The sequence below is a fragment of the Nocardia sp. GP40 genome (genome assembly GCF_050434125.1).
GTDB lineage: Bacteria > Actinomycetota > Actinomycetes > Mycobacteriales > Mycobacteriaceae > Nocardia > Nocardia albiluteola.
The window spans coordinates 219,056-242,289 of the sequence record NZ_JBNPVW010000009.1; the positions used below are offsets into that span (position 1 = coordinate 219,056).

23 protein-coding genes are annotated in these 23,234 nt (G+C 66.9%); 15 read left to right on the forward strand and 8 right to left on the reverse strand.

Annotated features, from left to right (window positions below; all coding sequences use genetic code 11):
• Nucleotides 1-12: 12 nt before the first annotated feature.
• From ABH933_RS26535 to ABH933_RS26545, 3 genes are read right to left on the reverse strand one after another with little or no spacing between them, the layout of a single operon-like run.
• On the reverse strand, nt 13-435 hold the full coding sequence (locus tag ABH933_RS26535) for a molybdenum cofactor biosynthesis protein MoaE (protein ID WP_429426075.1): 423 nt from the start codon (nt 433-435) through the stop codon (nt 13-15).
• Nucleotides 428-1,492: a bifunctional molybdenum cofactor biosynthesis protein MoaC/MoaB gene (moaCB, locus tag ABH933_RS26540; protein ID WP_429426073.1), complete on the reverse strand. Its 1,065-nt coding sequence runs from the start codon at nt 1,490-1,492 to the stop codon at nt 428-430. The genes ABH933_RS26535 and moaCB overlap by 8 nt, the downstream gene beginning before the upstream one ends.
• Nucleotides 1,489-2,691 carry a molybdopterin molybdotransferase MoeA gene (locus ABH933_RS26545; RefSeq protein ID WP_429426071.1) on the reverse strand — a complete coding sequence of 401 codons (1,203 nt, stop codon included), beginning with the start codon at nt 2,689-2,691 and terminating at the stop codon, nt 1,489-1,491. The genes moaCB and ABH933_RS26545 overlap by 4 nt, the downstream gene beginning before the upstream one ends.
• A gap of 87 nt (nt 2,692-2,778) precedes the next feature.
• On the opposite strand from ABH933_RS26545, the gene moaA reads away from it, so the two are divergent.
• The 4 genes from moaA to ABH933_RS26565 all read left to right on the forward strand — a co-directional run bounded on the left by moaA (nt 2,779) and on the right by ABH933_RS26565 (nt 5,159).
• Nucleotides 2,779-3,837, forward strand: coding sequence for a GTP 3',8-cyclase MoaA (gene moaA, locus ABH933_RS26550; protein ID WP_429426069.1), 1,059 nt, complete (start codon nt 2,779-2,781; stop codon nt 3,835-3,837).
• The gene (locus ABH933_RS26555; RefSeq protein WP_429426067.1) at nt 3,830-4,072 is read left to right on the forward strand and encodes a MoaD/ThiS family protein; all 243 of its coding nucleotides are present in this window, start codon (nt 3,830-3,832) and stop codon (nt 4,070-4,072) included. Before moaA ends, ABH933_RS26555 begins: the two co-directional genes overlap by 8 nt.
• A 159-nt stretch (nt 4,073-4,231) precedes the next feature.
• A complete protein-coding gene (locus ABH933_RS26560) occupies nt 4,232-4,555 on the forward strand; it encodes a Uma2 family endonuclease (RefSeq protein ID WP_429426065.1) in 324 nt (107 codons plus the stop codon).
• 184 nt (nt 4,556-4,739) lie between these two features.
• A complete protein-coding gene (locus ABH933_RS26565) occupies nt 4,740-5,159 on the forward strand; it encodes a DUF1003 domain-containing protein (RefSeq protein WP_429426063.1) in 420 nt (139 codons plus the stop codon).
• 29 nt (nt 5,160-5,188) lie between these two features.
• On the opposite strand, the gene nadE is transcribed toward ABH933_RS26565, so the two are convergent.
• Both nadE and ABH933_RS26575 read right to left on the reverse strand, forming a co-directional pair.
• On the reverse strand, nt 5,189-6,013 hold the full coding sequence (gene nadE, locus ABH933_RS26570) for an ammonia-dependent NAD(+) synthetase (RefSeq protein WP_429426061.1): 825 nt from the start codon (nt 6,011-6,013) through the stop codon (nt 5,189-5,191).
• 119 nt (nt 6,014-6,132) lie between these two features.
• Complete coding sequence (locus ABH933_RS26575; RefSeq protein WP_429426411.1) at nt 6,133-6,765, reverse strand: TetR/AcrR family transcriptional regulator; 633 nt, start codon at nt 6,763-6,765, stop codon at nt 6,133-6,135.
• Between the two features lie 153 nt (nt 6,766-6,918).
• Here ABH933_RS26575 and ABH933_RS26580 point away from each other — a divergent pair, with 153 nt between their 5' ends.
• From ABH933_RS26580 to nrdE, 4 genes are all read left to right on the forward strand, one after another.
• A complete protein-coding gene (locus tag ABH933_RS26580; protein WP_429426059.1) occupies nt 6,919-7,485 on the forward strand; it encodes an NAD(P)H-dependent oxidoreductase in 567 nt (188 codons plus the stop codon).
• A 716-nt stretch (nt 7,486-8,201) separates the two neighbouring features.
• Nucleotides 8,202-8,435, forward strand: a complete 234-nt coding sequence (locus ABH933_RS26585) for a redoxin NrdH (protein WP_429426057.1) — start codon at nt 8,202-8,204, stop codon at nt 8,433-8,435.
• 57 nt (nt 8,436-8,492) lie between these two features.
• A complete protein-coding gene (gene nrdI, locus ABH933_RS26590; RefSeq protein ID WP_215921195.1) occupies nt 8,493-8,957 on the forward strand; it encodes a class Ib ribonucleoside-diphosphate reductase assembly flavoprotein NrdI in 465 nt (154 codons plus the stop codon).
• Between the two features lie 65 nt (nt 8,958-9,022).
• Nucleotides 9,023-11,104: a class 1b ribonucleoside-diphosphate reductase subunit alpha gene (gene nrdE / locus ABH933_RS26595; protein WP_429426409.1), complete on the forward strand. Its 2,082-nt coding sequence runs from the start codon at nt 9,023-9,025 to the stop codon at nt 11,102-11,104.
• Between the two features lie 58 nt (nt 11,105-11,162).
• On the opposite strand, the gene ABH933_RS26600 is transcribed toward nrdE, so the two are convergent.
• Nucleotides 11,163-11,855 carry a TioE family transcriptional regulator gene (locus ABH933_RS26600; protein ID WP_429426408.1) on the reverse strand — a complete coding sequence of 231 codons (693 nt, stop codon included), beginning with the start codon at nt 11,853-11,855 and terminating at the stop codon, nt 11,163-11,165.
• Nucleotides 11,856-11,968: 113 nt separating this feature from the next.
• On the opposite strand from ABH933_RS26600, the gene ABH933_RS26605 reads away from it, so the two are divergent.
• Complete coding sequence (locus ABH933_RS26605) at nt 11,969-13,159, forward strand: erythromycin esterase family protein (RefSeq protein WP_429426055.1); 1,191 nt, start codon at nt 11,969-11,971, stop codon at nt 13,157-13,159.
• Between the two features lie 161 nt (nt 13,160-13,320).
• Here ABH933_RS26605 and ABH933_RS26610 read toward each other — a convergent pair whose 3' ends face one another.
• Nucleotides 13,321-13,530: a hypothetical protein gene (locus tag ABH933_RS26610; protein ID WP_429426053.1), complete on the reverse strand. Its 210-nt coding sequence runs from the start codon at nt 13,528-13,530 to the stop codon at nt 13,321-13,323.
• A gap of 98 nt (nt 13,531-13,628) precedes the next feature.
• Nucleotides 13,629-15,296 (reverse strand): potassium-transporting ATPase subunit KdpA, encoded by a 1,668-nt coding sequence (gene kdpA / locus ABH933_RS26615; RefSeq protein WP_429426051.1) that lies wholly within the window; start codon nt 15,294-15,296, stop codon nt 13,629-13,631.
• Nucleotides 15,297-15,545: 249 nt separating this feature from the next.
• Between kdpA and ABH933_RS26620 the strand changes: the two genes are divergently transcribed.
• The 6 genes from ABH933_RS26620 to ABH933_RS26645 all read left to right on the forward strand — a co-directional run bounded on the left by ABH933_RS26620 (nt 15,546) and on the right by ABH933_RS26645 (nt 23,199).
• Nucleotides 15,546-18,134: a DUF4118 domain-containing protein gene (locus tag ABH933_RS26620; RefSeq protein ID WP_429426049.1), complete on the forward strand. Its 2,589-nt coding sequence runs from the start codon at nt 15,546-15,548 to the stop codon at nt 18,132-18,134.
• A gap of 55 nt (nt 18,135-18,189) precedes the next feature.
• Nucleotides 18,190-18,738, forward strand: a complete 549-nt coding sequence (locus tag ABH933_RS26625; protein ID WP_245401615.1) for a hypothetical protein — start codon at nt 18,190-18,192, stop codon at nt 18,736-18,738.
• Nucleotides 18,739-19,076: 338 nt separating this feature from the next.
• Nucleotides 19,077-20,039 (forward strand): class 1b ribonucleoside-diphosphate reductase subunit beta, encoded by a 963-nt coding sequence (gene nrdF / locus ABH933_RS26630; RefSeq protein WP_215921177.1) that lies wholly within the window; start codon nt 19,077-19,079, stop codon nt 20,037-20,039.
• Between the two features lie 348 nt (nt 20,040-20,387).
• Nucleotides 20,388-20,603, forward strand: coding sequence for a relaxase domain-containing protein (locus ABH933_RS26635; RefSeq protein ID WP_429455139.1), 216 nt, complete (start codon nt 20,388-20,390; stop codon nt 20,601-20,603).
• Between the two features lie 602 nt (nt 20,604-21,205).
• Nucleotides 21,206-22,705 carry an amino acid permease gene (locus ABH933_RS26640; RefSeq protein ID WP_429426762.1) on the forward strand — a complete coding sequence of 500 codons (1,500 nt, stop codon included), beginning with the start codon at nt 21,206-21,208 and terminating at the stop codon, nt 22,703-22,705.
• Nucleotides 22,706-22,977: 272 nt separating this feature from the next.
• On the forward strand, nt 22,978-23,199 hold the full coding sequence (locus tag ABH933_RS26645) for a hypothetical protein (RefSeq protein WP_429426788.1): 222 nt from the start codon (nt 22,978-22,980) through the stop codon (nt 23,197-23,199).
• Nucleotides 23,200-23,234 lie beyond the last annotated feature (35 nt).

Here is a 23,234-nt window from a genome sequence, read left to right on the forward strand (position 1 = left end):
AGTGGGCGTGCGCTACCCGCAGGCGTTGACCCATTCGGACAGCCCGTCGGCGAACAGCTGCCGCTTCCAGATCGGTACCTCGTGCTTGATCCGGTCCACCAGATCCGCGCACGTGCCGAAGGCCTCGGCGCGGTGCGGCGCCGCGACGGCCACCACGATCGCGAGATCGCCGATGCTCAGTGCGCCGACGCGGTGCGCCGCGGCGACCGGCAGGCCGGATTCGGCCGCGACCTGCGAGCAGATTCGGTGCAGGAACTTCTCCGCATCCGGATGCGCGGAATATTCCAGGGCCGAAACCTGCAGCCCGCCATCATGATTGCGGACCTTGCCGGTGAACACGACGACCGCGCCGTACTCGGGTCCCTCGACCGCGCGCTCGACCGTCTCGGGGACCAGGGGTTGATCGCTGATCGCCGCCAGGCGTACCTCAGTCATGGCTACCTCCTCCGGCCACCTGGGCCAGCAAATGGTCGAGCAGTGGCTCCAGCACCGTGATGCCGTCGCGCACCCCGCCCGGCGACCCGGGCAGGTTGATCACCACGGACCGCCCGGCCAGGCCCGCGATTCCGCGGCTCAGCGCCGCCAGCGGGAAGGTCGCGGTGCCCTTCAACCGGATCTGCTCGGCCACCCCGGGCAGTTCGCGATCCAGTACCGCCCGCGTCGCCTCCGGTGTGGCGTCGGTGGGGGAGGCGCCGGTCCCGCCGGTCGTGATCACCAGGCCCGGCTTCCCACTCAGCGCGTCCGCCAGCCCGGCCGCGATGTCGGCGTCCGCGTACACCAGCGGGCCTCGCACCGAAAAGCCCAGTCCGGCAAGCCAATTCCGGAGAACGGGGCCGGTCTTGTCGACCCGCGTCCCGGCCGCGGTGCCGGTGGAGGCGACGAGGACCACCGCCGACCGCGATCCCTCGGGCGCACCGGCGCCGTGGCCGGTTATTGCCGGTGCGGGAGCCGGAGGCATTGCGGCCGTATCGGTTTCGCCGGATATGGACCCACTCGGCGCCCCGGCGTCGGGTCGCTGCCAATGCCCGTGCTTACCACCGTCTTTGGTGAGCAGCCGCACACCGTTGAGCACCGCCGCGGGATCCACGGCCTTCACCATGTCGTGCAGGGTCAGCCCCGCCACGGCGACGGCGGTCAGGGCCTCCATTTCGACCCCGGTGGGGCCCTTGGTCTTCGCGGTCGCCTCGATGGTGATGGTGTCCGCGGTGAATCCGAAGCGGACATCGACCTTGGACAGCGCCAGCTGATGGCACAGCGGGATCAGCTCCGAGGTCTTCTTGGCGCCCGAGATGCCCGCCAGGCGCGCGGTGGACAGCACATCGGCCTTGGGCATGTCGTCGGCGCGCACCAGCGCCACTACCTCGGCGGTAGTGCGCAGCTCCCCGGCCGCCACGGCCACCCGGGCGGTTTCGGCCTTCGCACTGACATCCACCATCCGGGCGCGGCCCTCGGAATCCACATGCGAGAGCGCGCCGGGTGTCTGCTCGGTCATAGTTCCCAGACTCTCACAATCGATCCCGCGGCCAACTCGGTGACCTCCGGCGGAATATCGATCAGGACATCCGCGTGCGCCATCGCGGCCACCAGATGCGATCCGGGCCCCGACGCCAGCCGCACGCCCTCGCCCTCGAGGCGGCCGCGCAGGAACTGCCGCCGTGCCGCCGGTGAGCGCACCGGATCCAGCAGCGCCACATCGTGTCCGGGCACCGGCGGCAGGCCGCCCAGCTCCCGCAGGATCGGCCGGGCGAACACCTCGAACGACACCATGGTGCTCACCGGATTGCCGGGAAGGCTCAGCACCGGTACCCCGTCGGCGACCGAGAGTCCCTGCGGGCCACCTGGTTGCACGGCAACCGAACCGAATTCTCCACCCCGCGTGGACAATACCTCCTTGACGACCTCGAAATCGCCTTTGGAGACGCCCCCGGAGGTGAACACCACGTCGGCGGATCCCGTTGCCGCCGAGAGCTTGCGGGTGAACTCGGCCGGGTCGTCGCGGCTGTGCTCGACCGAGACCACCTCGACCCCGTTGGCACTCAGCGCCGCCGCCAGCGCGATCCCGTTGGAGTTGTAGATCTGCCCGGGCCGCAACGGAACTCCCGCAGGCATCAGCTCGTCACCGGTCGTGATGATCGCCGCGCGCACCCGCCGGAACACCGGCAGCCGTGCCAGCCCGACCGCGGCCAGCGCGGCGATGTGCCGGGGGCCCAGCAGCGTGCCCGCCGGAACCAGCGACTCACCGGCCCGTACATCGGTTCCCGGCTCGCGCACGAAATCCCCGGCCTTGCGGCCGCGCTCGATGGTGACGGTGTTCCCGTCGCCGTGGGTGTCCTCGACCGGGACGACGCAGTCCGCGCCCGGCGGAATCGGCGCGCCCGTCATCACCTTCATCGCGGCTCCGGGCGGCAGCGGCGTCTGTCCGGCCTGCCCGGCCGCGACGACCCCGGCCAGCGGCAGGCGCACGGGCGTCACCGCCACCGACGCCGCGCGCACGGCGTACCCGTCCATCCCCGAATTGCGGAAGACCGGCAGATCCAGCGGCGCGCTCACCTCGCGGGCCAGCAGCCGGTTCAGCACCTCGGCCATCGCGACATCCTCGATCTCGCGGATCGTCAGCGGGCGCAGCAATTCCTCGACGCGATTGCGATGGTCCTGGACGGACCGAGTCGAGACGGCGGGACTGCTCTTCATATATCGCAGCGTAGTAGGCACGCCGTCACAGATTGTTCGTACGTTCCTCCGAAGCGTGCCCGGCGCGGGGCAGCAATAATGGGTTCCGTGAGTGTGGTCGTCATGGGGATTCCCGCCGTCCGCCGCGGGCAGCCCCCGCAGGCGGGACGGCCCGACACCCCCTATCTCTTGGACAAGTTCGGTCGCGTCGCCCGCGACCTGCGGGTATCGATCACCGAGAAGTGCTCGCTGCGCTGCACCTATTGCATGCCCGAGGAGGGGTTGCCCCCCATCCCCGCCGACGAGCTGCTCTCGGCCGGGGAGATCGTGCGCGTGGTGGAGCTGGCCGTGCGCGAGCTGGGTGTCCGCGAGGTGCGCTTCACCGGCGGCGAACCGCTCATGCGGCGCGATCTGGAGGAGATCATCGCCGGATGCCGGGCCGCGGCGCCGGGCGCGCCCCTGGCCATGACGACCAATGCCGTCGGCCTCGAGCATCGGGCCCGAGGGCTGGCGCGTGCCGGGCTGAGCCGGGTCAACGTCTCGCTCGATACCGTGGACCGGCTCGGTTTCGCCCGCCTGACCCGGCGCGATCGGCTCGACTCGGTGCTGGCCGGGATCCGTGCCGCGCAGCGCGAGGGCCTGGCCCCGGTGAAGGTGAACGCGGTCCTGATGCGCCCGACGCTGGCAGGTGCACCCGATCTATTGCAGTGGTGCCTCGACGAGGGCTGTGAGCTGCGGTTCATCGAGGAGATGCCGCTGGATGCCGATCACGAATGGGCGCGCGCGAACATGGTTACCGCCGCCGAACTGCTCGACGTGCTCGGTTCCAGATTCGCCCTGACCCCGGCCGGGCGTTCGGATCCCTCCGCCCCGGCCGAGTCCTGGCTGGTCGACGGTGGCCCGGCGAGCGTCGGCATCATCGCCTCGGTCACCAGGAAATTCTGCGGCGACTGCGACCGCACCCGCCTGACCGCCGACGGCAAGATCCGTTCGTGCCTGTTCAGCGACGACGAATACGATCTGCGCGCGCCGCTACGCGAGGGCGCGAGCGACGCCGAACTGGCCACCCTGTGGCGCGGCGCGATGTGGAACAAGTGGGCCGGACACGGCATCGACGCGGCGGATTTCGTGCCGCCGGAACGAACGATGGGAGCCATCGGTGGTTGAGGTCCGCTATTTCGCCGCGATCGCCGACGCGGTAGGCAAGTCGACCGAGCACCTCGACCTCCCCGCCGAGGCCACGGTCTCCGACCTGCGCCACACCCTGTCCGCCGCCTACGGCCCGAACCTGGACCCCATGCTGAAGGTCTGTGCCTTCCTCATCGGCGATGAACTCACCCGCGACGCCTCCGCCGTTCTGACAGAGCGAGTAGACGTTCTCCCGCCCTTCGCTGGCGGGTGAAGCCTGCGATCCTCATGTGGCGCTGGGAGTTCGGATCGAATAGTGGCCGGCGACCATGTCTGTCCTCGCCGTCCGCTGTGTTGAAGTGGGTCGTTCCCGAGGGTTTGGAGTGATCGTCCATGACCGTCTCTGTGGTGCATCCGCGTCCCGGTAATTTGCGTGCCGTCGCCGAGCGTGCTGCCGGATTCGTGGGACGCCGACGATGAGTGGCTGGCGGACCCTGCGGATGTGGAACTGGCCGTCGAGGTGATCTCCAAATCGGAGAAGGCGCGGCAGATTACCGATAAGAACGGTTGGTACAGCGTGGCCGGTGTCCGTACCCTGCTGGTCATTGATCCCCGCTTCGGTGTGTGGGCCCTGTACACACATCCCCGAGACGGGGAGTACCACGGAAGACTCGACGGGGTATTCGGCGATCCAGTTCGTCTGCCCGAGCCGTTCGATGTCTCTCTGGATACGGGGAGTCTGCTCCTGTACTCGTAGGCATGTCGCACGTTGTCCGGTTCACTCGGCGCGTGTGGCGCCCAGGTGCTGCCCTCGCGCGGTGTCGGCAGGACCGCGCTGCACAGTCGTCTTCGTTGTCGATGTCGCGGCCCGTTCGGATGGCTACGCCTATAGCATTCTGCGCGCATCGAATTCGCTGATTTCGTCGAGGAGAAGAACGATCATGTCGCAGACGAACAAGCCCGTGCACCATCCGGTAATCGCCGATTTCCGGGCCAAGCGGGCGGAGAGTCTGCAGTTGCGGGTGGCGGACTGGATCACCAAGTTCGCGGGGTCGATGTGGTTCGTCTACATCCATGCCATCGGGTTCGCGGTGTGGATGGTCTGGATCGAGAAGAATCCGTGGCCGACGCTGACGCTGATCGTGTCGCTGGAGGCGATCTTCCTGTCCACATTCGTGATGATCGGTCAGAACCGGCAGGGCCAATTTCAGCAGATGAAGGCCGACCACGACTTCTCCCAGCAGGAGCTCCAGCTCAAGACCAATCTCGAGCTGACCCGTGCCATTCATGCGATGACCACCGAGCTCCATCGCCGGATCATCGAGGATCCGGACGGCAGCGGCATTGACGCCCTGCGCTGAAATCGGCACAAGCACACCGGTGTTCGGCGCTACCTCCACCACGTATCGATCGGTGTGGCGGGAACGGTCCGCTTGTGGCGGGTGGCCTGGAAGATTCGTTCGATCGTGGCGGCGACATCGGAACTGACCTCACGGCCCTCCAGGTAGTCGTCGATCTCGGCGTATTTCACGCCCAGGGCGACCTCGTCGGGGAGGGCGGGGCGGTCGTCCTCGAGGTCCGCGGTGGGCACCTTCTCCCAGACGCTGGGAGGTGCGCCGAGTTCCTGCAGCAGCGCCGCGCCCTGGCGCTTGGTCAGGCCGGTGAGCGGGGTGAGGTCCACGCCGCCGTCGCCGTATTTGGTGAAGAATCCGGTGACCGCCTCCGCGGCGTGATCGGTGCCGACGACCAGCATGTTCAACTGCCCGGCAAGGGCGTACTGGATGACCATGCGCTCGCGCGCCTTGATGTTTCCGCGCACGAAATCGCGCAGCTCCGCCTCGTCGAGGCCGCCGGCTACCTCCGCGGCCACCGCGTCGGCGCCGGGCTTGACGTTGACCTCGATCGAGCGGTCCGGCCGGATGAATCGCAGCGCGATCTGCGCGTCGTGTTCGTCGGCCTGCACACCGTACGGCAGCCGCACCGCGACGAACGTCGCCTCGTGCCCCTCGGCGCGCAGTTCCTCCGTTGCCAGCTGGCACAGCCGCCCGGTCAGCGTGGAGTCCTGGCCGCCGCTGATACCCAGCACGAAACCCGTTGCGGGAGTGGAGCGAAGGAAATCCTTGAGAAAATCGATGCGCCGGCGCACCTCGACCTTCGGCTCGATGACCGGCTGCACACCCAATTCGGCGACGATGGCCTGGCGAAGAGTACCCACGCCGGTCACTCTACCGAGCCCGCCGGTCCCGCCGCGCCGGCCAGCACCCGGCGCATCATGCTCGGCCGCTCGCTGAAACTGGGCAGGTCATGTGTGGGCGTTTGCGAGTGCTCGGCGGATCATGCGCGGGCGTCCGCGAGAACCCAGCGCACCAGGTGCTCCCAGTTGTCCCCGACCTGGTCGATGGTGTACCCCAGCACCCGGATCTGGTGCAGCACCAGTGCGGCGTCGAGCGTGGCGATCAGGCTGTCGGCCAGCAGCGAGATCTCCCCGGCCGCCCCGGCCTGCCGGAGCAGCAGCGACACATGGGTTTTCATGACGGCGTAGGGCGCATTGCCGTAAGTGCCCCCGAGGTCCGCGGCCCGGCGCGTCTCGCCCTCGACCTCGACCAGGGACAACCGCGCCCGCCCGAAGGCGATCAGCCGCTGCGCCGGCGGCGCACCCGGGCCCAGCGGCGGCTCCCCGAACATGTACGCTGCCTGGAGTTTCCGGTCCGACTGGTCCAGTAGTGCGAGCATCAGCCCGGAACGACTGCCGAAGCGGCGGAATACGGTGCCCTTGCCGACACCGGCGAGCTTGGCCACGGCGTCCATGGTGACGCCGTCGGCGCCGCATTCGCGCACGAGCTGTTCGGCCGCGTCCAGGAGCAGCTGGCGGTTGCGGGCCGCATCGCTGCGCTCGGCGGTTTCCCCGGCGACGGGCAGGGCCGCGGCCAGGGGATGCTGCGCGGTCGGATCGGACACCGCCTCGATCGGCAGCGCCGTTCCGGTGATCGGCGACCTCGGTTGGGTCGTGTCGTAGCTCACAGAAGCTACCCCCTGCTGATCGGAATGAAAGCGGACCATGGTCCGGTTATTCTACGTGACTGCGGCAGCGACCGCCTCGACACATTAAGGAGTGACATCATGTCTCAGACCCGAATCCTCGCTCTCGTCGGCAGCCTGCGCTCCGGCTCGATCAATCGGAAGCTGGCCGAGGCCGCGGTGCAGACCGCTCCCGAGGGCGTCGAGATCAGCATCTACGAGGGGCTCGGCGAGATCCCGTTCTACAACGAGGACATCGACGTGGCCGGCAGCGTGCCGGCGTCCGCGACCGCGCTGCGCGAGGCCATCGCCGCCGTCGACGGCCTGCTGCTGTTCGTTCCGGAGTACAACGGCTCGATTCCGGCCGCGCTGAAGAACGCCATCGACTGGGCCTCGCGTCCGTACGGAGAGGGCGTCGTCAAGGGCAAGCCGGCCGCCGTTGTGAGCGCGTCGATCAGCCCGAACGCTGCCAAGTGGTCGCACGGCGACACGGTCAAGGTGCTCGGCGTGGCGGGCGCCTCGGTGGTCGAGGGCGCGCACCTGCACTTCGGCGTCATCGGGCAGCGTTTCGCCGAGTCGCACCCGCGTGACGATGCCGAGGCGCTGACCGAGCTGGCCGCCGCGGTGCACGAGTTGGTCCAGGCCGTGCAGGAGTCGGTGAACGCCTGAGGGCGGGTCCGGACGCGCTGAGCAGAACAACACGAGACAACATCGCCCGGCGAGGCGCCGCCGTGAACATGTGAGTGTTCGCCGGGTGGAACATCGCCGATGCGGGTCGCTGTGGCGGCGATTCCGGTGCGATGAGGGATGACCGGGGCCGCTCCGTCCGATGCGACGGGGCGGCCCGGTCGTGTGTCGGGGGCCTGTCCGTCGTTCCGGGGGCCGGGTTTCGGTGGCGAGCAAACGCGGGGCGTCTGTTTCGAGCGGCGCCGGCGGAGTTCCAGTGCCGGTTGAACGCGGCGTGTCGCGATCGTGACGTCGGGTCGGCGGGCGTGTTGCCAGGAGGTTCGTTGCGGATGGGATTTACGGGACCGGCGAGACGCGCGAGATTCGTGCGGCAAGGGCTAGAACTTGGTTTGCTGAGAATAAGCTACGGTGCGAAATCGTGATCCGCACCACAGTCGTGTCGCGTTGCGAATCGACTGTCCAGGTACTTACGCCGACCGAATTCCACCAATGTGACTCGCAACATGTCGTGCTGTATGAATCTGTCGGCCACTAGGTGTAGTGTCTTGAGCACTGGAAGACGACGCGGCCCAGCGGCCGCCGGCGGCCTCGCGACCAGGTGGTCAGGGCCAGCTTCCAAGGGTTTGCGCAGTACATCGTGGATCGTGCTCAGTCCTGCACTGCATACGGATTCAAAGGCTCAGGAGAGAGGGATACTCATGACCATCACCGTCTACACCAAGCCCGCTTGCGTCCAGTGCAACGCCACCTACCGCGCCCTGGACAAGGCTGGTGTCGATTATGAGGTTGTCGACATCTCGGAAAACCCCGAAGCGCGCGACTACGTCATGGCCCTGGGCTATCTGCAGGCTCCGGTCGTCGTCGCGGGTGAGGATCACTGGTCCGGCTTCCGCCCGGATCGCATCAAGGCTCTAGCCATGCAGGCGGCCTAGCCGCCGCAGCGGTTGCTGTTGCTCCGACAGCGTTCAACTGGGAAGGGGAAGTAGGCCATGGCAACGGACAAGACGCCGAACCTGGTCTACTTCTCGAGCGCCTCGGAGAACACGCACCGGTTCGTCGAACGGCTCGGCCTCGAGGCCGTTCGCATTCCGCTTCACACAGCCGATTCGCTTCGCGTCGACGAGCCCTACGTGCTGATCTGTCCCACCTATGGGGGAGGTCGGCACGTTCTGGGTCGCAACAGATCCGATAAGGACTTCATCCCCCGTCAGGTGGCGAGGTTCCTCAACGATCCGCACAATCGTGCGTTGTTGCGCGGCGTCATCGCGGCCGGCAACACGAACTTCGGCGATACGTATTGCTATGCGGGAGAGCTGATCTCGCGCAAATGCGGGGTGCCCTACCTGTATCGCTTCGAACTTATGGGAACTGCCGAGGACGTCGAACGCGTCCGAGAGGGATTGGGAGTGTTTTGGCAACGACAACAGCACCTGCCGGTAAGTCGGCCCGCCTAGAGCGTCCGGTCAGCACCGTCGACACCGCATCCACCGAGGGGCTGGACTACCACGCCCTCAACGCGATGCTGAATCTGTACGGCCCCGAGGGGGAGATTCAGTTCGACAAGGACGTGGCCGCGGCGCGGCAGTACTTCCTGCAGCACGTCAACCAGAACACGGTCTTCTTTCACAACCTCGACGAGAAGCTCGACTACCTGGTCGAGGAGAACTACTACGAGCCCGAGGTGCTGGACAAGTACAGCCGGGCGTTCGTGAAGAAGCTGTTCCAGCAGGCCTACGCCAAGAAGTTCCGGTTCCCGACCTTCCTGGGCGCGTTCAAGTACTACACCTCGTACACGCTGAAGACCTTCGACGGCAAGCGGTATCTGGAGCGGTTCGAGGACCGGGTCTGCATGGTCGCGCTGACCCTCGCCGACGGTGACGAGGTGTTCGCGAAGCAGCTGGTCGAGGAGATCATCGGGGGCCGTTTCCAGCCGGCCACCCCGACGTTCCTCAATGCGGGCAAGAAGCAGCGCGGCGAGCCGGTCAGCTGCTTCCTGCTGCGCATCGAGGACAACATGGAGTCCATCGGGCGCTCGATCAACTCCGCGCTGCAGCTGTCCAAGCGCGGCGGCGGTGTCGCGTTGCTGCTGAGCAACATTCGCGAGCACGGCGCGCCGATCAAGAAGATCGAGAACCAGTCCTCGGGCGTCATCCCGATCATGAAGCTGCTCGAGGATTCGTTCTCCTACGCCAACCAGCTCGGCGCGCGGCAGGGCGCGGGCGCGGTGTATCTGCACGCGCACCACCCCGATATCTACCGCTTCCTGGACACCAAGCGGGAGAACGCGGACGAGAAGATCCGCATCAAGACGCTGTCGCTGGGCGTGGTGATCCCGGACATCACCTTCGAGCTGGCGAAGAAGAACGAGGACATGTACCTGTTCTCGCCGTACGACGTCGAGCGCATCTACGGTGTGCCGTTCGCCGACATCAACGTCACCGAGAAGTACCACGAGATGGTCGACGACAAGCGCATCCGCAAGTCGAAGATCAACGCGCGCGAGTTCTTCCAGACCATCGCCGAGCTGCAGTTCGAGTCCGGCTACCCGTACATCATGTTCGAGGACACGGTGAACCGGGCCAACCCGGTCAAGGGCAAGATCACCCACTCGAACCTGTGTTCGGAGATCCTGCAGGTCTCCACGCCCTCGGTGTTCAACGACGATCTGTCCTATGCCACCGTGGGCAAGGACATCTCATGCAACCTCGGCTCGCTCAACATCGCCAAGGCCATGGACTCACCGGATTTCGGGCAGACCATCGAGGTGTCGATCCGGGCGCTGACCGCAGTGTCCGATCAGACCCACATCTACTCGGTGCCCTCCATCGAGCAGGGCAACAACTCCTCGCACGCGATCGGCCTGGGGCAGATGAACCTGCACGGGTATCTGGCGCGGGAGCGGGTCCACTACGGATCCGAGGAGGGTGTGGATTTCACCAACATCTACTTCTATACCGTTGCGTACCATGCGGTTCGGGCCTCGAACAAGCTGGCCATCGAGCGCGGCCGCGCCTTCGGCGGATTCCCGGAGTCCAAGTACGCCACGGGCGAATACTTCGACAAGTACACCGAGCAGGCGTGGAAGCCGGAGACCGAGCGGGTGCGTGAGATCTTCGCCGAGGCCGGGGTGCACATTCCGACCCAGGACGACTGGCGCGAGCTGAAGGCCTCGGTCATGGCCCACGGCATCTACAACCAGAACCTGCAGGCCGTGCCGCCGACCGGATCGATCTCGTACATCAACCACTCCACCAGCTCGATTCACCCGGTGGCCTCGAAGATCGAGATCCGCAAGGAGGGCAAGATCGGGCGCGTCTACTACCCGGCGCCCTACCTGACCAACGACAATCTCGAATACTTCGCCGACGCATACGACATCGGCTACGAGAAGATCATCGACACCTACGCCGCCGCCACCCAGCACGTGGACCAGGGCCTGTCGCTGACGCTGTTCTTCAAGGACAGCGCCACCACGCGCGACGTCAACCGAGCTCAGATCTACGCCTGGCGCAAGGGCATCAAGACCCTCTACTACATCCGCATCCGCCAGATGGCTTTGGAGGGAACCGAAGTCGAGGGCTGCGTGTCCTGCATGCTGTAGCAGTCGTTGTGCGAGAGGCGCTTCCGGTCCGTCCGGAGGCGCCTCTCGTCGTCTCCGGCTACGTGCCCTCGAGCTGGGTGAGGTAGGCGTCGAGTTGGGCGGCGCCGGCGAGCAGATTGCGGCTGCGGGTGGTGAGGCGATCCTGCCAGGAGTCGAGAAAGGTACTCAACGCTTCCGGACCGCCCGCCTCGTGCAGCGAGTCGAGGAATTGCGCCACTTGGCGCAGCGGGTAGCCGCCGCGGCGGAGTTGTCGGGCGATCTCGGCGTCGCGCACGGCGTCCGGACCGTATGTGCGGTAGCCGGTCGCCTTGTCGCGTTCGGGGTGCAGGATGCCCTCGGACTCCCAGGTGCGCAGCGTTGCCGGGTGCACGCCGAGCCGGCGCGCGAGTTCGCCCACGGTCAGCGGCGGACCGGCGATCCGGGGAGTGCCGGTGGACAGCGTGCCCAGTGCGGCGGCGACCTCGGTGCGGGTGCTGCGTTCGGTGCGCAGCGCGACGTGCGCGGCATCGATGAGCCGGTAGGCGGACTCGGCATCGCCCTGGTTCACCGCGCGCATGATTTCGGTCGCCTGCTGGTGCCCGTGACCGCTGCGAAGGGTGAGGAAGGCGCGCAGGGCCTGCGCGTGCAGGGGCGTGTAGCGCCGGTATCCGGTCTCGCTGCGCGCGGTCGTCGGGAGGATTCCGGCATCGTCGTAGTTGCGGATCGCCTGGGCGGACAAGCCGTGTTCCCGGGCGAGATCGATGGGTCGCAGGGTGCACCTCCGATTGAGGCTTCGGGCTATCAAACATCGGTGAACATTGTGAAAGTCTCACACGATTCTTCAACGATATCGTCGAGGGGAGTTGCTACTCGAAGGGGTCTTTCATGTCTGCTGCCACCTCACTGCGTCCGATGGCGCGCCAACTCGACGACCCGGCGGGCCTGGGCCGTGCCCTCGACGAACTGCTCGCCGAGCCGCCCGCCCTGTTCGCCCTCGGCGAGCCGACCCACGGCATCGTCGCATTTCCCTTGCTGCGCAACGACATCCTCGCCCATCTCGTCGAGCGCGGATGCCGGTCGATCGCACTGGAGACCGATGTCTTCGCCGCCTCGCTCGTCGACGACTACGTCAACGGGGGTGCGGCGGCGATCGAGGAGGTGCTCACGACCGGATTCAGCCACGGCTTCGGCGCCATTCCGGGCAACCGCGAACTCGTCGAATGGCTCCGGGCGCACAACGCCGATCGCGAGCCGGGGGATCGGGTGCGCTTCTACGGCTTCGACGCGCCGCTAGAGTTCTACGCCGCGCCGAGCCCGCGACGCGCACTGTCCACCGTCGTCGACCATCTGCCCGCCGCACAGCGACCGGAATCGGCCCGCGATCTCGATGCGCTGCTCGGGCCGGATTCGGACTGGTCGAACGAGGCCGCGATGTTCGACCCGGCGGCGTCGATCGGCAACTCCGAGCGCGCCCGCGCGCTGCGCATCGTCGCCGACGATCTCGCCGCCGCGCTGCACCGCGTGGGCCCCGGCCTGCGCCCCGCCGACCCGGCGGGTTACGACCTCGCGGTTGCCCACGCCCGCACCGCCGTCGGCCTGCTCCGCTATCACGCGGCAATGGCCCTGGCCGCGCCCGATCGCATCGAAACCCTGGGCAGCGTGCGCTCGGAGATGATGGCCGAGAACCTGCTCGCGATGCGCGCGCGGGAGCGGCGACGCGGGCCCAGCATGGTGTTCGCGCACAACCATCACCTGCAACGTCATCCGTCCGGCGAGGCGAGCTGGGGGAACGCCGGCGCGCTGGTCGAGTTCGCGCTGGGCGGGCGCTACGTGTTCGTGGCCAGCGACGCCCGGCCGGACAGCGATCCCGGCACGCTGCAGGCGAGCCTGGCCGAGGCGACCACCCGTCGCGCGATGTTCCCGGTGCCGGAATTGCTTGCCGCGCTTCCTCCGTCGATCCACGCCGGCGAACCGATCGTGCCCGGTCACCTCGTACTGCAACCGTCGGAGGTCGAGCGCGCCGATGCTGTTGTCTTCATTGCCGACACCGACGGAAAGCAGCACAAATACTGGTAGCCGCACGCGATGTCGGATGATGTTCGCAATTCGACGCTCTCCCCGCCGTGCCGGCCGCGGCCGACGCGCGATCGTCGCGGTGTGTGCCTGTTCACCCGCCCGCACGGGGCGGCGGGTGAAATCGGTGGTGACAGTGATCGGTCGGGGATGCGTGCGGGTGATCAACCTGCAGGAGTGTAAGTCCTTGCATCGGTGACGAATTCGGGATTTCCGTAGGTCGCCAACCGGCGCTCGACGAGCCTGATGAGGTACCGGTCCACGACCGGTGCCAACCTCGGCACCCGGCCCGCGCCCAGCGCAATCAGCAGCCGTCCGATGACGAACAGGGCGGTCACGGCGATCCGCGCGAGATCGCCGAAGCTCAGCGGCACACAGTCGAACGCCGTAGTTCCCGGATTCGGCGTCCTGATGGTGTCCTGAGTGTCGCACCACCGTTGGGCGACAGGCCATGCCGCCCAACGAGTTTCGGTCAATGCAGGCCGTCGGCGAGCGGGCCCAGCGCCAGGGCGGGGAAGTACTCCAGTCCCACCACGACCAGTGTCGTGCCGACGACCAGGCCGACGAACATGGGCCGATGGGTGGCGACGTGGCCGACGGTCACCACGCCGCGCTGCTGCGCGGCGAAGCTGCCCGCCAGCGCCAGCACGAAGATCATCGGCAGGTAGCGGCCCAGCAGCATGGCGACGGCCAGCGCGGTATTCCACCAGGTGGTGTTGCCGCTCAGGCCCGCGAAGGCGCTACCGTTGCCGGCGCCGGAACTGGTGAAGGCATACAGCACCTCCGACAACTCGTGCGCGCCGGTGTTGGCCATCGCCGCCCTTTCGCCGGGCAGCGTCATCGCGATCGCGGTCCCGGTCAGGATCACCGCCGGACCGGTCAGGATGAACAGGCCCACCAGCTTGGTCTCCCGCGCGCCCACCCGCTTCTGCAAATACTCGGGCGTCTTGCCGACCATCAGGCCACCCAGGAACATCGCCAGCAGGGCCATCAGTAGCAGTGCGTACAGGCCGCTGCCCGCACCGCCCGGCGCTACCTCGCCCAGCATCATGTTGCCCATCAGCACCGCGCCGCCGAAGCTGGTGAAGCTGTCGTAGGCGGAATTGGCGGCGCCGTCCGCGGTCGCGGTCGCGACCTGGCCGAACACGGCCGAGCCCGGCACGCCGAAGCGGGTCTCGGTGCCTTCGGCGGCGGCTCCCGCGGCCTGCACGACGGTCTGGCCGACGTGCGCCTCGGCGCCCATCATCAGGCCCAGACCCAGCGCGAACAGGAATCCGACCACCGCGAGCAGGGCCCAGCTCTGTCGCTTGTCGCCGACCATCACGCCGAAGGTGCGGACCAGCGAGGCCGGAATGAGCAGCATCGCCACCATCTCGAGCACATTGGTCCACGGCGTCGGATTCTCGAACGGGTGCGCGCTGTTGACATTGAACGCACCGCCACCGTCGCCGGACATCAGCTTGATCGGCTCCCAGGAGGCGGCCGGTGCCCGCAGAATCGTCTGGCTACCGCCGGTGATCGTGTGCACCTCGACCGGGCTCGCGCCCTGCACCACGCCCGCGACGAGGAACACCAGCGACAGAATCGCCGCGATCGGCAACAGGATTCGCACGATGCCCCGGATCAGATCGACCCAGAAGTTGCCGACCTCGTCGGTGCGATGCCGGGACAATCCGCGGATGAGGGCCATTGCCGCACAGATGCCCACCGCTGCGCTCGCGAACGCCTGCACGCCGAGCCCGGCCATCAGGCCGAAATGTCCCATGATCTGCTCGGGGGAGTAGTTCTGCCAGCTGGTGTTGGTGACGAAGCTGACCGCGGTGTCGAATGCGAGCGCCGGGGTCATGCCCGGACGTCCCCATGGTGCCGGCAGATACTGCTGAATCAGCAGCAGCGCATACAAACTCAGCACGCTGATTCCGGAGAAGGCCAGCAGCGAACCCAGATACTTCTTCCAGTTCTGCTCGTCGCGCGGCTCCACGCCGACCAGCCGGTAGATCGCTCGCTCCGCCCGCAGATCACGGCTGCTGGTGAACACCCGGGCCATATAGTCGCCCAGCGGAACGTGCACCGCGGCAATGATGATGATGACCGCGGCGACCTGCAGCCACGCCGCCGTCCCCCACTGTGGTTCCGCCATTGGCGAAGAATAGGAACCTCGCAGGCCCGGATCGGATATCCATGCGGCATTACTACGGGTGTGTCGCGGATGCTGACGAGATCCGGGCGGGGGTGTTTTCAAAACGTCAGGATTTCGGGTCGATCCGTGAACATGGCGTTGCCGCCGGTCAGGATGGTAAAGGCGACGTCGAAGCTGGTGTCGCGGCGCGTCGGCGGAGACCACCGGGGTCGGCCCGTCATTCACTGAGTCGGTGATCATGGAGTTCGGGTGAGAGGGACATTTCGTGTCTACCTGGGCGCCGCCCCGGGAGTCGGCAAGACGTTCGCCATGCTCGAGGAGGCTCGTCGCCGCGCCGCCCGCGGTACCGACGTGGTCATCGGCCTGGTCGAAACGCACGGGCGCGTGCACACGGAAGCGGCGATGAAGGGGCTCGAGGTTGTCCCGCGTCGTGAGGTCCGATATCGCGGTGGTGTTTTCACCGAGATGGACACCGACGCGGTGATCCACCGGGCCCCGCAGGTAGTGCTGGTGGACGAGCTGGCGCATACCAATACCCCGGGTTGCCCGTACGAGAAGCGCTGGCGCGACATCGAGCAGCTGCTGGACGCCGGCATCGACGTGATCTCCACGGTGAACATCCAGCATCTGGAGTCGGTGCACGACGTGGTCGAGCACATCACCGGGGTCTCCCAGCGCGAGACCGTTCCCGACGAGGTGGTGCGCCGCGCGGATCAGGTCGAGCTGGTCGACATGACGCCCGAGGCACTGCGCCGCCGGATGGCACACGGCAACATCTACCCGCCCGAGCGCATCGATGCGGCGCTGAGCAACTACTTCCGGGTCGGAAACCTCACCGCGCTGCGGGAATTGGCCCTGCTCTGGGTGGCCGACAAGGTAGAGGAGCAGCTGGCGAACTACCGCGCACAGCACAACATCGCCAGCACCTGGGAGTCCCGCGAACGTGTGGTGGTAGCGCTGTCGGGAGGCTCGGAGGGGGACACCCTCATCCGGCGCGCGGCCCGGATCGCGGCCCGCTCGCACGCGGATGTGCTCGCGGTGCACATCACCCGCATCGATGGGCTGATCCGTTCGGCCCCGGTGCATCTCGAACGCCAGCGGGGTCTGATCGAGAGCCTGGGCGGCACCTACCATCAGGTGGTCGGCGACGACATTCCGACCGCCCTGCTGGAATTCGCGCAGGCGGTCAACGCGACTCAGCTGGTGCTGGGGACCTCGCGCCGGAACAGGCTGGCGCCCCTGCTTTCTCGCGGAGTCGGCGCGGAGACCGCGGTGCGCTCCGGCGCCATCGACATTCATCTGGTCAATCACGAACACGCTGGGCGGGGCCGAGGCGCCGGGCGCTCCCCGGCGTTGAGCCTCGGCAGACGACTATGGGGATTCGGCGTCGGCTCGGCCTTGTTGGCGCTGGTGACCGCGGTGCTGTGCACTCTGCGCACCGAGCTGTCGCTGACCAGTGACATCCTGATCTACCTGTTCGCGGTGGTCGGGGTATCTCTGGTGGGCGGTATGTACCCGGCGATCGTGTCGGCCGTGGTCGGATTCCTGCTGCTCGAATACTATTTCGCGCCGCCGCTGCATTCGTTCGCCGTGGCCGATCCGCAGAACATGCTCGCGTTGGCGGTCTATTTGGTGGTGGGTGCGGCGGTCGCGGTCGTGGTCGAACTCGCGGCGCGACGGACGCGGCAGGCCGCGGCCGCGAGCGCGGATGCGAGCGTGCTGGCCACCCTGGCCGGGAGCGTCTTGCGTGGCGAGGACACCGCCGCGGCAATTCTCGAACGCCTGTGGCACACATACACTTTGGAATCGGTGACGCTGCTCGAGCGGGTGCCGGGCATGCCGGTGACGCCGGCGCGCCAGAGCGAACCGCGGCGCTGGCAGGCCATCGCGAGCGTTGGGGAGCGGCCCTGCGCGAGTCCCGACGAGGCCGTCACCGCGATCCCGATCGGCGACGATATGGTGCTGGCGCTGCGTGGCCGGGTGCTGGACTCCTCGGATCGAAAGATCTTGGAGGCGTTCGCCGCTCAGGCCGTGGCGGCGCTGCGCCGCGAGCGGCTGGCCGAGACCGCGCAGGAGGTCCGGCCGCTGCAGGAGGCGGACCGGTTGCGCACGGCCCTGCTCAACTCGGTGGGGCACGACCTGCGCACGCCCCTGGCCGCGGCCATCGCGGCGGTCGACGGGCTGCAGAGCGACGGCCTGCTCACCCGGGAGCAGCATCACGACCTGCTCGACGTGGCCGCAACCTCGCTGCGCCGCCTGGACCGTCTCGTCGAAAACCTGTTGGACCTGAGCCGATTACGCGCCGGGGTGCTCGGAATTGCCGCGCGCCCCATCGCCATCGCCTCGATGATCGAGGACACCGTCGCCAATCTCGGTCCCGCCGCGGCCGCGGTGCAGGTGCGCATCGCCGCGGAACTGCCCGACGCGGTGGTGGACTCGGTGCTGCTGGATCGCGCGCTGGACAACGTGATTCGCAATGCCCTGCGCTACGCGCCCGGTGACAGCGGGGTGCTCGTCACCGCGAGCGCGTTCGGCGATCTGATTCAGCTGCGGGTGATCGACCACGGTCCGGGAGTTCCCGTGCCGCAATGGGATCAGATCTTCCAGCCGTTCCAGCGGCTCGACGACCGGGACAATCATTCCGGGGTGGGCCTGGGCCTGGCGCTCGCGCGCGGTCTGGTCGAGGCGATGGGCGGATCGCTGATCCCGGACGAGACTCCCGGCGGCGGGCTCACCATGATCATCGCGCTGCCCGCGGTGGACGGCCGCATCGCCCTCGACCTCGCGGACGACGAGATGATCGGTGACCCGAAGGGATTGCCGACGATCGGACGGTGAGTTCGTCGGGGAGAAATCAGTTGCGGACACCGGATGTCGGCGGCACTCTGAGCCCATGTCCGGTTCATTCACGGGCCCGCGATCGGGGGAGTTGTCGACATCGGGGAAACATGCTGTCCCCCAACGCCTGGGCGTCGATTTCGGACGCGTCATCCAAGGCGCGACGACCGAACCCGGTGCGGCGGATACGGTTTTCCTGTCCGGCGGCGTCGAGCAGGCCATGCGTACCCCGCCCAGCCCCGGGGCCCTCGAGGTGCTCGCCAGGCTGGTGCCGCGATTCGACGAGACCTGGATCATCTCCAAGTGCGGCCCGCGCATCGAGCAGCGCACCCGCCAATGGCTCGACCATCATGATCTTTACGGCCGCACCGGAATTCCGCGTGAGCATGTGAGATTCTGCCGCGCCCGGGCCGACAAGGCCGTCCACTGCGCCGAGCTCGGCATCACCCATATGATCGACGACCGTCTCGATGTGCACATCGCGCTGCGCGGGCTGGTGCCCCATCTGTTCTGGTTCGGCGCGCAGCGCCAACCCGCTCCGGACTGGGTGACCTCCACCCGTACATGGCCCGATGTGGAGGCCGAGGTCACCGCGACCATGTAGGCGGGGCGTAGGGGAGAAGATCGCCCGGGCCTCGAAGGGTTACCGGTGGCGGGCTGACCGGTGGGCGGGATCGGGCCGCGAGCCGGCATCTGGCAAACTGTGGGCATACCTCGGGTCCTCCGGAGAGCCGTCGTCCGTGTCGCGAACCCGTGTGACGAGGTGCATGTCGCCGGCCCTGCCGTATCGGTGTGGGGCGCCGCACGCCCGCACGCATCTCCGCAGGACCCCGGGAGGACACAAGGGGTTGTGCTGCGTAACGTTGTCGGCCCCCAGTAGTAGTGTTGTGGGTGAGGGAATTCCGCAAGGTTCGGCGAGGTGAGAAGGGTGAGTGAGCGGGCGTGAAGCTGATCGATCGAGTGTCTGCGATCAACTGGAATCGGGTGCCCGACGAGAAGGATGCGGAGGTCTGGGACAGGCTCACAGGCAACTTCTGGTTGCCCGAGAAGGTTCCGGTCTCCAATGACATTCCGTCGTGGAATACGCTGACGCCGCATGAAAAGCAGCTCACCATGCGGGTTTTCACCGGCCTGACGCTGCTGGACACCATTCAGGGCACCGTCGGTGCGGTGAGCCTGATCCCCGATGCGCTGACCCCGCACGAGGAGGCGGTGTACACCAATATCGCGTTCATGGAGTCGGTGCACGCCAAGAGCTACAGTTCCATCTTCTCCACGCTGTGCTCCACCCGCGAGATCGACGATGCCTTCCGCTGGTCCGAGGAGAACCGGAACCTGCAGCGCAAGGCCGAGATCGTGCTTGACTACTACCGCGGCGACGAGCCCCTGAAGCGCAAGGTGGCCTCCACGCTGCTGGAGAGCTTCCTGTTCTACTCCGGCTTCTACCTGCCGATGTACTGGTCCTCGCGGGCCAAGCTCACCAACACCGCCGACCTGATCCGCCTGATCATCCGCGACGAGGCGGTGCACGGCTACTACATCGGCTACAAGTATCAGAAGGGCCTCGAGGCGCTGTCCCAGCCCGAGCGCGAGGAGCTCAAGAACTACACCTTCGAGCTGCTGTTCGAGCTGTACGAGAACGAGGTCGAGTACACCCAGGATCTCTACGACGAGGTCGGCCTCACCGAGGACGTCAAGAAGTTCCTGCGCTACAACGCCAACAAGGCCCTGATGAACCTCGGCTACGAGGGCCTGTTCCCCAAGGACGAGACCGACGTCAACCCCGCCATCCTCTCGGCCCTGTCCCCGAACGCGGACGAGAACCACGACTTCTTCTCCGGCTCCGGCTCGAGCTACGTGATCGGCAAGGCCGTGAATACGGAGGATGAGGACTGGGCGTTCTGAGTCCGGCTGTGGGCGAGAACCACACGGTGACATGCTCGGGCTCCGGCTCGAGCTACGTGATCGGCAAGGCGGTCAATACGGAGGATGAGGACTGGGCGTTCTGAGTCCGGCTGTGGGCGAGAACCACACGGTGACATGCTCGGGCTCCGGCTCGAGCTACGTGATCGGCAAGGCCGTGAACGCGGAGGATGGGGACTGGGAGTTCTGAACCGGGTGCATCGAATGGTCGGTTCCGAGGGGCCCGTGAATTAGACAGGTCCGCGTCGTCCCCATCGCAGTGCGAGTGCTTCGCTCGTACGTGCGGCGAGGTCGTAGACGAGCATGGTGTAGTCCATCCAGAAAAGGCGGATCGCGCCGGTAGCGTCGGCAGTTCTCTGGACTGAAATGGTCGGCTTCCAGTTCGCGAAACAGGGCGTGGCCCAGGTCGAGGTGGAAGGACTCGTGGTCACCGCCTTCGATCACCGCGACTCCCGTGCCGGAGACCCCGACCTGCATACCCATTTCGTCGGACACGCCTGGGGAGGCATGCTCGCGTTCGACGGAAGAGCCGGCTTCCGCTGCTGAGGTCGCCGGCCACCACACGCCCGGGGCCCAGCAGACCTGCTCGCCGCCGCTATCTCCGACTGGCTGGACCGCAACAGCCTCCGCTGACTCGTCACGCCGCTGACTCGTCACGCCGCTGACTCGTCACGCGGCCCGGTGAACGCCGGCAGCAGCCTCGGGCGAACCACCGCCGGATCCGATTTCCCTAGTCCTCCGGGACGAGCCTGAGGTACCGGTGGCACATCCTGCGGCCGCGTTCCTCCTCCACAAGGTCGTCGTCCCACGGAATCAGCCGCACATGGAGCCTGTCCAGTCGCAGTACTCCGGCGCTGCAACGGCAGATTTCTGGCAGTCTCCCCACTACCGATCCGCCCGAAGTTCGCGGTGCTTGCCGATTGCCTCCGCAGCGGCCATCGCATGGGCCGGCTCCGGCGCTGAGCTGGGCATCCGAAAACCGACGTCCGTGGAACATCAAGCCCCCCAACATTTTACGGTGGCGTTCGACTCCCGCGATCACTGCGAGGTGATGCGGACATAGGGCTGCGCAGAGGCTCTTGATATTTGCCGCTATCTAACGGTACGGTGTTAAATGGCACAATAAACATGTATGAAAGGGTCTCCCGATGGCGACCGTTCGACCCCCTCTCGTGTCATCCCCACCGTCCGAGGCCTTGCGGCACGAGGATGCCGGCTATCACAAGTCGCTACGCCCGCGCCAGTTGCAGATGATCGCCATCGGCGGTGCGATCGGGACGGGCCTGTTCCTCGGTGCCGGTGGCCGGCTGGCGAACGCCGGGCCCGGACTGTTCCTCGTGTACGCCGTGTGCGGGCTGTTCGTCTTCCTCATCCTGCGAGCGCTCGGCGAGCTGGTGCTGCATCGACCCTCCTCGGGCTCGTTCGTCTCCTACAGCCGGGAGTTCTACGGCGAGAAGCTGGCCTTCGTCGCCGGGTGGATGTACTTCTTCCAGTGGTCCATGACCGGCATCGTGGACATCACCGCCATCGCCACCTACGTGCACTACTGGGGCGCCACACGGGCGATTCCACAATGGGTGATAGCGCTGATCGCCCTGACGATCGTGGTCGGCATCAACCTGATCTCGGTGCGATGGTTCGGTGAACTCGAGTTCTGGGCCGCCCTGATCAAGGTTGTCGCGCTGGCGATCTTCCTCATCATCGGCACCGTGTTCCTCGCCGGGCGGTTCACCATTCAGGGGCAACATACCGGCATCGGGATGATCTCCACACACGGCGGACTGTTCCCGACCGGCGCGCTGCCGCTGGTCATGGTGACAACTGGTGTCGTGTTCGCCTACGCCGCAGTGGAATTGGTGGGCACTGCCGCCGGTGAGACGGAGCACCCGGAGAAGATCATGCCCCGGGCGATCAACTCGGTCATCGCCCGGGTTGCGCTGTTCTACGTGGGCTCGCTGGTGCTGCTCGGGATGTTGCTGCCCTACACGGTCTTCAAGTCGGGGGAGAGCCCGTTCGTCACCTTCTTCTCGCGGCTCGGCGTACACGGCGCCGGTTCGGTCATGAATGTGGTCGTGATGACCGCGGCGTTCTCGAGTTTGAATGCCGGTTTGTACTCCACCGGCCGGATCCTGCGGTCGATGTCGATGAACGGCAGTGCCCCCGCCATGGCGTCCCGGATGTCGCGGTCCGGCGTGCCATATGTCGGCGTGCTGGCTACCGGCAGCATCGCGCTGCTGGGTGTCGGCCTCGACGCCGTGGTTCCGGACAAGGCATTCGAAATCGTGCTGAACATGTCGACACTCGGCACTATCACCGCCTGGGCGACCATAGTGCTCTGTCAACTCCAGCTCTGGCGCTGGTCGCGCACGGGGCACGTGGAGCGGCCGGCGTACAGGATGATGGGGGCGCCGTATACCGGTATCGCGACGCTGATATTCCTGGCCGCGGTCCCGGTGCTGATGGCCGTCAACAGTGACGGTGTGCAGCGCGTGGCGGTCTTCGCCGCCGGGGGTGTGCTGGTTCCGTTGCTGACCGTGGGCTGGTTCCTGGCGCGTACCCGAGTGCTACGGATCATGCGGGAACGGTCCGGCTACACCGGACCGTTCCCGGTACTCGCCGAACGGCCCCCGCGTCAGTCGTCCGAGTGACCGCCCGGAACTACCGCCCCGGCCCGGTCCGTAGGCATCGCACGACGATTCCGGCCAAGGACGGCGTGCGCGCTGGTGACAAGCTCAACCGGGATGTCACCGCTGATGCCCCGAATCTGGACACGGTGCCGGTCGTAAGCGTCCAGGGCGGCGCTGGGGCATTCCGCCGGGGAGCGTGGTCACCAAGGCGATGGCTGCGACGGTGCCGCAGCGCGATGCGCTGTACTGCATCATGGCCGGGGGAGCCCTTCGGCGGAGCGCGGGGGGCGCAGATGCGGCCGGTCAACGAGGCCAAGCTCGACCAGTCGCGGGTACTGGATCCCGAACCGGGGCGCGAAAGCGGATTGAACCAGTTCCTCGACGACACCGAAATCTCGCCCTGGGCGGGCCCCTGCCGGTCAGGGCCGGAACTGCTGCAGCGGCGGCCACTCCTGTCTTGTGCGCGCATCGCGCTCGCGACCTGGATCAATCCGACCGCTGCATTCCCCTGTTGATCGTACCGTTGTTTGATGGTACGTTAATCAGGTCA

Excerpts from the sequence above, each read along its gene's own strand:
- ABH933_RS26535 (WP_429426075.1), bottom strand. The coding sequence starts at position 435 with ATGACTGAGGTACGCCTGGCGGCGATCAGCGATCAACCCCTGGTCCCC.
- moaCB (WP_429426073.1), bottom strand. The coding sequence starts at position 1,492 with ATGACCGAGCAGACACCCGGCGCGCTCTCGCATGTGGATTCCGAGGGC.
- ABH933_RS26545 (WP_429426071.1), bottom strand. The coding sequence starts at position 2,691 with ATGAAGAGCAGTCCCGCCGTCTCGACTCGGTCCGTCCAGGACCATCGC.
- ABH933_RS26565 (WP_429426063.1), top strand. The coding sequence starts at position 4,740 with ATGTCGCAGACGAACAAGCCCGTGCACCATCCGGTAATCGCCGATTTC.
- ABH933_RS26580 (WP_429426059.1), top strand. The coding sequence starts at position 6,919 with ATGTCTCAGACCCGAATCCTCGCTCTCGTCGGCAGCCTGCGCTCCGGC.
- ABH933_RS26585 (WP_429426057.1), top strand. The coding sequence starts at position 8,202 with ATGACCATCACCGTCTACACCAAGCCCGCTTGCGTCCAGTGCAACGCC.
- nrdI (WP_215921195.1), top strand. The coding sequence starts at position 8,493 with ATGGCAACGGACAAGACGCCGAACCTGGTCTACTTCTCGAGCGCCTCG.
- nrdE (WP_429426409.1), top strand. The coding sequence starts at position 9,023 with ATGCTGAATCTGTACGGCCCCGAGGGGGAGATTCAGTTCGACAAGGAC.
- ABH933_RS26605 (WP_429426055.1), top strand. The coding sequence starts at position 11,969 with ATGTCTGCTGCCACCTCACTGCGTCCGATGGCGCGCCAACTCGACGAC.
- kdpA (WP_429426051.1), bottom strand. The coding sequence starts at position 15,296 with ATGGCGGAACCACAGTGGGGGACGGCGGCGTGGCTGCAGGTCGCCGCG.
- ABH933_RS26625 (WP_245401615.1), top strand. The coding sequence starts at position 18,190 with ATGTCCGGTTCATTCACGGGCCCGCGATCGGGGGAGTTGTCGACATCG.
- ABH933_RS26640 (WP_429426762.1), top strand. The coding sequence starts at position 21,206 with ATGGCGACCGTTCGACCCCCTCTCGTGTCATCCCCACCGTCCGAGGCC.
- ABH933_RS26645 (WP_429426788.1), top strand. The coding sequence starts at position 22,978 with ATGCGGCCGGTCAACGAGGCCAAGCTCGACCAGTCGCGGGTACTGGAT.